At 54.1% G+C, this 8,945-nt stretch carries 15 protein-coding genes and 1 pseudogene; 2 read left to right on the top strand and 14 right to left on the bottom strand.

The features are described 5' to 3' along the window. Positions 1-88 precede the first annotated feature (88 nt). Complete coding sequence (locus C5F52_RS18290; protein WP_104799790.1) at positions 89-1,336, top strand: CaiB/BaiF CoA-transferase family protein; 1,248 nt, start codon at positions 89-91, stop codon at positions 1,334-1,336. Positions 1,337-1,434: 98 nt separating this feature from the next. On the opposite strand, the gene C5F52_RS18295 is transcribed toward C5F52_RS18290, so the two are convergent. Further along, the gene (locus tag C5F52_RS18295) at positions 1,435-1,887 is read right to left on the bottom strand and encodes a cytochrome c (RefSeq protein WP_104799791.1); all 453 of its coding nucleotides are present in this window, start codon (positions 1,885-1,887) and stop codon (positions 1,435-1,437) included. A 96-nt stretch (positions 1,888-1,983) separates the two neighbouring features. Between C5F52_RS18295 and C5F52_RS18300 the strand changes: the two genes are divergently transcribed. Next, a complete protein-coding gene (locus C5F52_RS18300; RefSeq protein WP_161499730.1) occupies positions 1,984-2,667 on the top strand; it encodes a cytochrome b/b6 domain-containing protein in 684 nt (227 codons plus the stop codon). A 96-nt stretch (positions 2,668-2,763) separates the two neighbouring features. Here C5F52_RS18300 and C5F52_RS18305 read toward each other — a convergent pair whose 3' ends face one another. The 13 genes and pseudogenes from C5F52_RS18305 to tuf all read right to left on the bottom strand — a co-directional run. Further along, positions 2,764-3,270, bottom strand: coding sequence for a peroxiredoxin (locus tag C5F52_RS18305; RefSeq protein ID WP_104799793.1), 507 nt, complete (start codon positions 3,268-3,270; stop codon positions 2,764-2,766). 92 nt (positions 3,271-3,362) lie between these two features. Then, entirely contained in the window at positions 3,363-3,632 is a 270-nt protein-coding gene (gene rpsQ, locus C5F52_RS18310) for a 30S ribosomal protein S17 (protein WP_104799794.1), read from the bottom strand. 9 nt (positions 3,633-3,641) lie between these two features. Then, on the bottom strand, positions 3,642-3,836 hold the full coding sequence (gene rpmC, locus C5F52_RS18315) for a 50S ribosomal protein L29 (RefSeq protein ID WP_104799795.1): 195 nt from the start codon (positions 3,834-3,836) through the stop codon (positions 3,642-3,644). Positions 3,837-3,853: 17 nt separating this feature from the next. Beyond that, entirely contained in the window at positions 3,854-4,270 is a 417-nt protein-coding gene (rplP, locus tag C5F52_RS18320) for a 50S ribosomal protein L16 (RefSeq protein WP_100133884.1), read from the bottom strand. 2 nt (positions 4,271-4,272) lie between these two features. After that, positions 4,273-5,157 (bottom strand): 30S ribosomal protein S3, encoded by an 885-nt coding sequence (rpsC, locus tag C5F52_RS18325; RefSeq protein WP_104799796.1) that lies wholly within the window; start codon positions 5,155-5,157, stop codon positions 4,273-4,275. 15 nt (positions 5,158-5,172) lie between these two features. After that, the gene (gene rplV, locus C5F52_RS18330; RefSeq protein WP_100133886.1) at positions 5,173-5,502 is read right to left on the bottom strand and encodes a 50S ribosomal protein L22; all 330 of its coding nucleotides are present in this window, start codon (positions 5,500-5,502) and stop codon (positions 5,173-5,175) included. Positions 5,503-5,511: 9 nt separating this feature from the next. Further along, positions 5,512-5,790 carry a 30S ribosomal protein S19 gene (gene rpsS, locus C5F52_RS18335; RefSeq protein ID WP_100133887.1) on the bottom strand — a complete coding sequence of 93 codons (279 nt, stop codon included), beginning with the start codon at positions 5,788-5,790 and terminating at the stop codon, positions 5,512-5,514. A gap of 10 nt (positions 5,791-5,800) precedes the next feature. Beyond that, positions 5,801-6,625, bottom strand: coding sequence for a 50S ribosomal protein L2 (gene rplB / locus C5F52_RS18340; protein WP_104799797.1), 825 nt, complete (start codon positions 6,623-6,625; stop codon positions 5,801-5,803). Positions 6,626-6,627: 2 nt separating this feature from the next. After that, entirely contained in the window at positions 6,628-6,954 is a 327-nt protein-coding gene (rplW, locus tag C5F52_RS18345; RefSeq protein ID WP_104799798.1) for a 50S ribosomal protein L23, read from the bottom strand. Beyond that, entirely contained in the window at positions 6,951-7,571 is a 621-nt protein-coding gene (gene rplD, locus C5F52_RS18350) for a 50S ribosomal protein L4 (RefSeq protein WP_104799799.1), read from the bottom strand. The genes rplW and rplD overlap by 4 nt, the downstream gene beginning before the upstream one ends. Beyond that, on the bottom strand, positions 7,571-8,236 hold the full coding sequence (gene rplC, locus C5F52_RS18355; protein WP_104799800.1) for a 50S ribosomal protein L3: 666 nt from the start codon (positions 8,234-8,236) through the stop codon (positions 7,571-7,573). Before rplC ends, rplD begins: the two co-directional genes overlap by 1 nt. 198 nt (positions 8,237-8,434) lie before the next feature. Then, positions 8,435-8,749, bottom strand: coding sequence for a 30S ribosomal protein S10 (gene rpsJ, locus C5F52_RS18360; protein WP_100133892.1), 315 nt, complete (start codon positions 8,747-8,749; stop codon positions 8,435-8,437). A 13-nt stretch (positions 8,750-8,762) separates the two neighbouring features. After that, positions 8,763-8,945 (bottom strand): annotated as a pseudogene (gene tuf, locus C5F52_RS18365) (elongation factor Tu); the annotation flags it as partial.

The raw sequence follows: 8,945 nt of genomic DNA on the forward strand, positions 1-8,945 counted from the left end.
CAGACGCACACGCATCGTCTGGCCCGTCCTTGCACATCTGTCACTTGCATGTCGCCCAAGGTCTGTCACTTACCCGACAATTTGAACCATGAACTCACTCGACGGCATTCGCATCCTAGATTTATCACGCGTTTTAGCAGGGCCTTGGTGTACCCAAACCTTGGCAGACCTCGGCGCAGACGTCATCAAAATTGAGCGCCCCGGCGCAGGCGACGACACCCGCAGTTGGGGCCCTCCCTTTTTAAAGGACACGCAAGGTGCAGACACCCGCGATGCGGCTTATTACCTTGGGGCGAACCGCAACAAACGCTCGGTGACCTGCGACATCTCAACCTCCGAAGGGCAGGCGCTCATTCGAGAGCTTGTGAAATCGTGTGATGTGTTCATCGAAAACTTCAAGGTTGGCGACATGGCGCGCTACGGCCTGGACTTCGCCAGCCTCATCGCCCTCAACCCACGCTTGGTGTATTGCAGCGTGACGGGCTTTGGCCAAACCGGCCCCTACCGTGAACGTGCCGGCTACGACTACGCGGTGCAGGGCATTGGGGGCTTGATGAGCGTCACCGGCGAGCGTGACGACTTGGGCGGCGGCCCACAGAAAGTTGGCGTCGCCGTGGCCGATTTGTTCACGGGCATGTACGCCACGGTGGCCATTCTGGCCGCGCTGCGTCATGCCGAAAAAACAGGCCAAGGCCAGCAGGTGGACATGGCCTTGCTCGACACGCAAGTGGCGATGCTGGCCAACTTGGGCGCGAACTACTTGGTCTCAGGACAAAAAGAAGGCAAGGTGCCCGGACGAGCCGGCAATGCGCACCAAAACATCGTGCCCTACCAAGTGTTTGAAGTGGCCCCAATGCCAGACGGCACAAAGGACCATTTGATTTTGGCAGTCGGCAACGACGGCCAATATGCGAAGTTCTGTGCAGTTGCCAACCGACCAGACTTGGCGACCGATCCACGCTTTGTCAAAAATGCAGACCGCGTGCGTCACCGTGCGGTGTTGGTACCGATGTTGGAGACAGTGATGCTGTCACGCAGCAAATCCGCTTGGCTTGAAGCGCTGGAAGCCGCCAAAGTGCCTTGCGGTGCGATCAACAATTTGGCGGAAGTTTTTGCCGATCCGCACATCCGTGCGCGCGATATGGTGAGCTCGTGGACGCATCCATTGGCTGGTTCAGTTGAGTTGGTGGCGAGCCCCATGAAGCTCAGCGTGACGCCTGTGCGCCAAGACATCACGCCTCCCACATTAGGCCAACACACCGACGAAGTGCTGCACGATTTACTGCAAATGGACGCCTCGGCCATTGCAGCGCTACGCCGTCAGCACATCATTTAGGCGTTTAAAACGCGCATGAAAATGGGGCACGTTCTTTGAACTGTGCCCCTAGCCAACCCGCGACGTTGTCGCGCGTTTCATCCACCTGAGATCGCGATTTACTTGCTTCTGAAATCGTCGTGACACGATTTGCAAGTGCCAGCTGTCGCGGTGAATGCGGCCTTGAATACATCTTCTTTGCCGGCCCTTGCTGCCGCCGCTAATTTGACAGACTCTGTCTGCAATTTATCTGCCGCATCTTTGAACTTAGCGCCTTGCGACCAAATTTCGTGTTTGGCCTTGGTATCGCCTTGATCGGTTCCCTCGCCAAATGCGGCCCAAGGCAACTTGGCCATGCTGGCAACGATGTCGGCATTGGCGGCTGCGGCATTGGCATCAAACGCCACCTTGCCTTGCGCCATGGCGCCCAAACGGCCAAAGTGCGCAGCCATGACCGTAAAGCTGGCTTTGCGATATTTCACCGCATCTTCGGCTTTGGCAAACTGTGCAGCGGCAGAGAAACTCAGGGCTGCGCTGCTGACAGCAATCAGTGTCAAAAGCATTTTTTTCATGGGATCTGTCCTTTAACGGTAGAAAATAGAATGGGTACTCGCGACGCAGAGTTTACGTACTTTGTGTACCGCTGTCTTTTGACCAGAAAGGCTCTCATGTCCATCAACCATCGCCTCAATGCTGTTCGAGTTTGGGATTTGCCCACGCGTGTTTTTCATGTCTTGTTACTCACGTCCGTGGCAGGCATGTATCTGACGGGTGAAATTGGCGATGACTGGCTAGGCCTCCATTTCTTACTAGGCTACGCCGTTCTGACTTTGATTTTGTTTCGACTTGTGTGGGGTCTTATCGGTGGCTACTGGTCACGCTTTTCACACTTTGTGTCCACGCCCAATCATTTGTTGCACTATGTGCGCGCTTTGCGAACCAATAAAACGGCGCAAGCAATCGGGCACAACCCACTTGGGGGCTTGTCTGTGCTGGCCATGCTGGTGACGCTATTGCTGCAAGTTTTGAGTGGTTTGTGCAGCGATGACGAGATCGCCACAGCGGGGCCTTGGACCGCCAAGATTTCTAACGAGTGGGTGAGCTTGGCGACGCATTACCACACAGAAATTGGTCAAGTATTGCTGCTCTTGTTGATTGCGTTGCATGTGGCATCGGTGCTGTTTTATAAATTTTTCAAACAAGAAGACTTGATCACGCCCATGCTCAAGGGGGACAAAGCTTTGCCAATGGATACACCTTCGTCTAAAGATACTGCGGGTACACGCGCGCTTGCCGTCGTCGTTTTGGCTGGCTGCGCTTATGTGGTCTACCGATTGGTCAATCTGACTTGATCTTCAAAACTCACCATTTCAAATAAGAAAAGCCGCGCAATTGCGCGGCTTTTTGCATGCTGCAAGTCAACAAGCTGACTGGCTCTTCGCAACGAATCAGCTTTTGGCTTGGGCCAACAAGGTCGCAGCGTCGCTGACCTCGAATTTGCCAGGTCCTTCGTTGTTCAATGCCACGACCTTGCCGTCTTTCACCAACATGGAATAGCGGTTGCTGCGCAGGCCCATGCCGCGCGCGGTCAAATCCAAAGTCAAGCCTGTGGCTTTGGCGAAATCGGCGCTGCCGTCGGCCAGCATGCGAACCTTATTGCCAACCTTTTGATCGCGCGCCCAAGCGCCCATCACGAAGGCATCGTTCACACTCAAACACCAGATTTCATCAACACCGGCTGCTTTGAACGCATCAAAGTTTTCAACGTAACCAGGCACATGTTTGGCAGAACAGGTTGGCGTGAAAGCGCCTGGCAAAGCAAACAAAGCGATGGTCTTACCAGCACTGGCCTTGGCCACATCAACGGCGTTTGGCCCAATGCTGCAGCCCTCGCCCTCAACTTCTGAGTATTCCATCAGCGTGGTGTGTGGCAGGGTGTCTCCGACTTTGATCATGGTGGTTCCTAAAAATGAACATTACAAAAAGAAAAACGACCCACATTGTGGGTCGTTTTTCAGGACTTTGCAGGACCGAGGTCCTAAAAGCTTTAAACCGCAGCGGCCTTCTCAACCAAACGGGTCGCAACCCAGTTTTTGGTCTTCGAAATTGGCTTGCTTTCGGTAATCTCGATCACGTCGCCCAAGTGGTATTCACCTGTTTCGTCGTGAGCGTGATATTTGCTCGACTTGGCCACGATCTTGCCGTAGAGCGCGTGTTTCACACGACGCTCGACCAGCACGGTCACGGTTTTAGCACGTTTGTCACTGACCACCTTGCCAATCAAGGTGCGTTTGAGGGATTTCTTAGCGTCCGTCATGTTCACTCCTTACTTGGCGGCTTGCTTTTCAGCAAGAATGGTTTTGGCACGAGCAATACTGCGACGTGTAGAACGCAGTTGTGACGTGTTATTGAGTTGTTGCGTGCCTTTTTGCATGCGCAGACCAAAATGGGCCTTTTGCAGCTCTTTGACTTCGGCTTCGATGCCAGCAACGTCTTTTTGGCGCAGTTCAGCAGCTTTCATTTCTTATCTCTCCTGAATTACTGGCCGATCATGCGAGCCACGAATGTGGTGCGCAAGGGCAACTTTGCAGCGGCCAGACGGAATGCTTCACGGGCCAACTCTTCGGGAACGCCTACGATTTCGTAGAGAACCTTACCGGGTTGGATTTCAGCCACGTAGTACTCGGGGTTACCTTTACCGTTACCCATACGCACTTCAGCAGGCTTTTGGGAGATCGGCTTGTCAGGGAACACGCGAATCCAGATGCGACCGCCACGCTTAACGTGACGCGAGATCGCACGACGTGCGGCCTCAATTTGACGAGCCGTCAGACGACCGCGATCAGTTGACTTGAGACCGAAGTCACCGAACGCCACCGTGTTGCCACGGGTAGCGATGCCGGTGTTGCGGCCTTTTTGTTCTTTGCGGTATTTACGGCGTGCTGGTTGCAGCATGCTTATTCTCCTTGACCGTCCGCAGCCGTGCCAGTGGTTGCGGGCGCGGCAACCTTGCGGACGCGCTTGACGGCAGTTGTAGGGGCATCAGCGGCTTCAGCGGGTTTATCGCTGCCATCCGTTGGTGCGGCATTGGTACCTGCAGGACGACGAGCGCCGCTGCGTGCGGGACGATCACCGGTAGGGCGAGCATCACGACGGGGACCGCGAGGACGACGCTCTTCTTCGCGAGGCTCAACGGCGGCCGGCAGATCGTTACGACCCAAGGTATCGCCTTTGTAGACCCACACCTTGACACCGATGATGCCGTAGGTGGTTTTAGCTTCAGAAGTTGCGTAATCGATGTCTGCACGCAGGGTATGAAGTGGCACGCGACCTTCACGGTACCACTCGGTACGTGCGATCTCGATGCCGTTCAAACGACCTGCCGACATGATCTTGATACCTTGGGCACCCAGACGCATGGCGTTTTGCATAGCGCGCTTCATAGCGCGACGGAACATGATGCGCTTTTCGAGCTGTTGGGTGATGCTGTCTGCGATCAACTGAGCATCGATTTCGGGCTTGCGCACTTCTTCGATGTTGACGGCGACTGGCACGCCCAAACGCGCTGTCAATTCACGCTTGAGGTTCTCGATGTCCTCGCCTTTTTTGCCGATCACAACGCCTGGACGAGCCGAGAAGATGGTGATGCGGGCGCTTTTAGCGGGGCGCTCGATGAGAACGCGAGACACAGAAGCGTTTTTCAGCTTGGCCTTCAAGTACTCACGAACTTTGATGTCTTCAGCCAGCATGCCAGCGAAGTCACGGTTGTTCGCGTACCAGCGGCTAGCCCAGTTACGGCTCACTGCAAGGCGAAAGCCTGTGGGGTGGATTTTTTGTCCCATATCTTCCTATACCTTTCAGTTACCGACTGTCACGTAAACGTGACAAGTAGGCTTGCTGATACTGTTGCCGCGGCCTTTGGCGCGGGCAGTGAAACGCTTGAGCGTGGCACCTTTTTCAACGTAGATGGTTTTCACCTTCAGTTCGTCGATGTCAGCACCGTCGTTGTGTTCAGCGTTAGCAATCGCAGATTCCAAAACCTTCTTGACGATACCCGCAGCTTTTTTCTGCGTGAATGTCAGGATGTTCAGAGCCTGGTCAACTTTTTTGCCGCGGATCATGTCCGCGACCAAACGGCCTTTGTCGACCGACAGACGGACGCCCCTAAGGACTGCACGTGTTTCCATGGTCTTTCCTTATTTCTTCTGGACTTTTTTGTCCGCGGGGTGACCTTTGAAGGTGCGCGTCAAGGCGAATTCGCCGAGCTTATGGCCCACCATCTGGTCGGTGATGTAAACAGGGATGTGTTGTTTGCCGTTATGCACAGCGATGGTCAGACCGATGAAATCGGGCAAAACCATTGAACGACGCGACCAAGTTTTCACCGGCTTTTTGTCTTTGTTAGCGATGGCCTTGTCGACCTTGGCTACCAAATGATGGTCAACAAACGGACCCTTTTTGAGAGAGCGAGTCATTTGTTACCCCTTACTTTTTACGACGCGACACAATCATGACTTGTGTGCGTTTGTTGTTACGGGTACGGTAACCTTTGGTCAGGTTACCCCATGGGTCAACTGCATGACGGCCTTCGCCGGTGCGACCTTCGCCACCGCCGTGTGGGTGATCCACAGGGTTCATAGCGACACCACGCACGGTTGGGCGAATACCCATCCAGCGCTTGACACCAGCTTTACCCAATTGGCGCAGGCTGTGTTCTTCGTTTGCAACTTCACCGATGGTGGCGCGGCAATCGATATGGATCTTGCGAACTTCACCCGAGCGCATACGCACTTGAGCGTAAGTGCCTTCACGCGCCAACAAAGTGGCCGAAGTACCAGCGGAGCGAGCGATTTGAGCGCCTTTACCAACTTGCAATTCGATGCAGTGAATGGTTGAACCCACGGGAATGTTACGGATGGGCAATGTATTGCCTGCACGGATCGGAGCTTCCGAACCGCTCAACAATGTTGCGCCAACTTCCAAACCACGAGGCGCAATGATGTAGCGACGCTCGCCGTCTGCGTAACACACCAAAGCGATGTGTGCCGTACGGTTTGGATCGTATTCAATGCGTTCCACTTTTGCGGGGATAGCGTCTTTGTTACGCTTGAAGTCCACAACGCGATAGTGATGTTTGTGACCACCACCCTTATGACGGGTAGTGATGTGACCGTTGTTGTTACGGCCAGCTTTTTGATGCTGGGGTTCCAGCAGCGGCGCGTAAGGGTCACCTTTGTACAGGTGATCACGGGTAACTTTAACGACGCCACGTTGACCGGGCGACGTAGGTTTCATCTTGATGACTGCCATGATTAAGCGGCCTCCCCAGAGATGTTCAGCTCTTGACCAGCTTTGAGCGTCACATAAGCTTTACGAACGTTGTCGCGACGGCCCATGGATTTGCCAAAACGCTTGGACTTGCCTTTGGTGTTCACCACAGAAACGCCTTGCACTTCAACCTTGAACATCAATTCCACAGCGGCCTTGATCTCGGGTTTCGTAGCGTCTTGCAGCACTTTGAAGGTGACGACATTGCTTTTCTCAGCAACCATGGTGGCCTTTTCGGACACAACGGGAGCAACCAGCAATTGCATCAAACGACCTTCGTCGAATTTGGTTTTTTTCTGTCCGTGGCTCATGCAAACATCTCCTTGAGCTTGTCCATGGCGGCCTTGGTCACCAACACCTTGCGGTAGTGGACCAATGACAGCGGATCAGCGTAACGTGGCTCAACAACCAGCACGTTAGGCAAGTTGCGCGAGGCCAAGTACAAGTTGTCGTCCACTTGATCAGCGATGACCAACACAGACTCAAGGTTCATCGCCTTGAATTTGGCAGCCAACAACTTGGTCTTAGGAGCGTCAACAGTCAAAGACTCAACCACTGCCAAACGACCTTCGCGGGCCAATTGGGACAAGATCGAAGCCATACCAGCGCGGTACATCTTCTTGTTGATCTTTTGTGTGAAGTTTTCGTCAGGCATGTTCGGGAAAATCCGACCGCCGCCACGCCACAAAGGCGATGACGTCATACCAGCACGAGCGCGGCCCGTACCTTTTTGCTTGAACGGCTTCTTGGTGGAGTGCTTCACCTGCTCGCGGTCTTTTTGGGCACGAGTGCCTTGACGCGCGTTAGCTTGGTAAGCCACCACGATCTGGTGAACCAGATCTTCGTTGTATTCACGACCGAACACGGCCTCAGGCGCTTCGTATTTAGAAGCAGCTTGACCTTGGTCGTTCAGGAGTTCGACTTGCATCAGTTCGCTCCTTTAGCTTTGACAGCGGGATGCACAGACACGAAACCACCGGCTGAGCCAGGCACTGCGCCACGGATCATCAACAGTTGGCGGGCTTCGTCAATGCGAATCACGTCGAGGTTTTGTGTGGTCACAGTGTCAGCACCCAAGTGGCCTGACATGCGCTTACCGGGGAACACGCGACCTGGGTCTTGTGCCATACCGATAGAGCCGGGCACGTTGTGCGAACGGCTGTTACCGTGCGACGCGCGCTGCGACTTGAAGTGGTGACGCTTGATCGTGCCTGCAAAGCCTTTACCGATGGTTGTGCCTTGCACGTCCACCTTTTGGCCCACAGCAAACACGTCAGACACAGGCACAGTAGCGCCGGCGGCGTACTTAGCTGCGACTTCAGCTGTCACTTGGAATTCTTGAATAATTTCACCGGCTTCAACGCCCGCTTTAGCCAAGTGACCAGCCATAGGCTTGGTGACACGAGAGGCCTTACGCGCGCCGAATGTGACCTGCAAGGCCACATAACCGTCGTTTTCCTGGGTTTTCACTTGGGTCACGCGGTTGTTGGACACATCCAACACCGTGACAGGGATCGCATCCCCATCATCAGTGAACAGACGCATCATGCCCACCTTGCGGCCCAGCAATCCCAAACGGATGCTTTGACTCATTGTTTTCTCCAAAACTCTCACCGCAACCACTTCAATTGGCAGTTACGTTTTTACGTGAAAGACGGTTGATAAATCCCTGCACAAAATGCACAGAGCCCGCGAGTATATCGCGAAAACCGCGCCAAGAGCAACTACTCGTTGGCGCGGTGCTTGGAATGGGCTTTAGACCCACTCCAAAACTGCAATAACGTTTAACTTTTATTGCAATTTGATTTCGACGTCCACGCCCGCTGGCAGGTCGAGTTTCATCAAGGCGTCAACTGTTTTGTCAGTTGGGTCCACGATGTCCATCAAACGCTGGTGGGTACGGATTTCGAGCTGGTCACGGCTGGTCTTGTTGACGTGCGGTGAACGCAAGATGTCAAAACGCTTCATGCGTGTTGGCAAAGGCACTGGCCCCTTGACAATCGCGCCGGTGCGCTTGGCAGTTTCAACGATTTCAGCTGCAGACTGGTCGATCAGTTTGTAGTCAAACGCTTTCAGGCGGATGCGGATTTTTTGCTTCGAGGACATTTAAATTCCTCGATTAGGCAATGATCTTAGCAACCACACCAGCACCAACCGTCTTGCCGCCTTCGCGGATAGCGAAGCGCAAGCCTTCTTCCATCGCAATCGGGTGGATCAACTTCACAGTGATCGACACGTTGTCGCCTGGCATCACCATCTCTTTGCCTTCTGGCAACTCGATAGCACCGGTCACGTCAGTCGT

The organism is Limnohabitans sp. TS-CS-82, from assembly GCF_002943475.1.

Coding starts and splice junctions, on each gene's coding strand:
- C5F52_RS18290 (WP_104799790.1), top strand. CDS start 89: ATGAACTCACTCGACGGCATTCGCATCCTAGATTTATCACGCGTTTTA.
- C5F52_RS18295 (WP_104799791.1), bottom strand. CDS start 1,887: ATGAAAAAAATGCTTTTGACACTGATTGCTGTCAGCAGCGCAGCCCTG.
- C5F52_RS18300 (WP_161499730.1), top strand. CDS start 1,984: ATGTCCATCAACCATCGCCTCAATGCTGTTCGAGTTTGGGATTTGCCC.
- C5F52_RS18305 (WP_104799793.1), bottom strand. CDS start 3,270: ATGATCAAAGTCGGAGACACCCTGCCACACACCACGCTGATGGAATAC.
- rpsQ (WP_104799794.1), bottom strand. CDS start 3,632: ATGACGGACGCTAAGAAATCCCTCAAACGCACCTTGATTGGCAAGGTG.
- rpmC (WP_104799795.1), bottom strand. CDS start 3,836: ATGAAAGCTGCTGAACTGCGCCAAAAAGACGTTGCTGGCATCGAAGCC.
- rplP (WP_100133884.1), bottom strand. CDS start 4,270: ATGCTGCAACCAGCACGCCGTAAATACCGCAAAGAACAAAAAGGCCGC.
- rpsC (WP_104799796.1), bottom strand. CDS start 5,157: ATGGGACAAAAAATCCACCCCACAGGCTTTCGCCTTGCAGTGAGCCGT.
- rplV (WP_100133886.1), bottom strand. CDS start 5,502: ATGGAAACACGTGCAGTCCTTAGGGGCGTCCGTCTGTCGGTCGACAAA.
- rpsS (WP_100133887.1), bottom strand. CDS start 5,790: ATGACTCGCTCTCTCAAAAAGGGTCCGTTTGTTGACCATCATTTGGTA.
- rplB (WP_104799797.1), bottom strand. CDS start 6,625: ATGGCAGTCATCAAGATGAAACCTACGTCGCCCGGTCAACGTGGCGTC.
- rplW (WP_104799798.1), bottom strand. CDS start 6,954: ATGAGCCACGGACAGAAAAAAACCAAATTCGACGAAGGTCGTTTGATG.
- rplD (WP_104799799.1), bottom strand. CDS start 7,571: ATGCAAGTCGAACTCCTGAACGACCAAGGTCAAGCTGCTTCTAAATAC.
- rplC (WP_104799800.1), bottom strand. CDS start 8,236: ATGAGTCAAAGCATCCGTTTGGGATTGCTGGGCCGCAAGGTGGGCATG.
- rpsJ (WP_100133892.1), bottom strand. CDS start 8,749: ATGTCCTCGAAGCAAAAAATCCGCATCCGCCTGAAAGCGTTTGACTAC.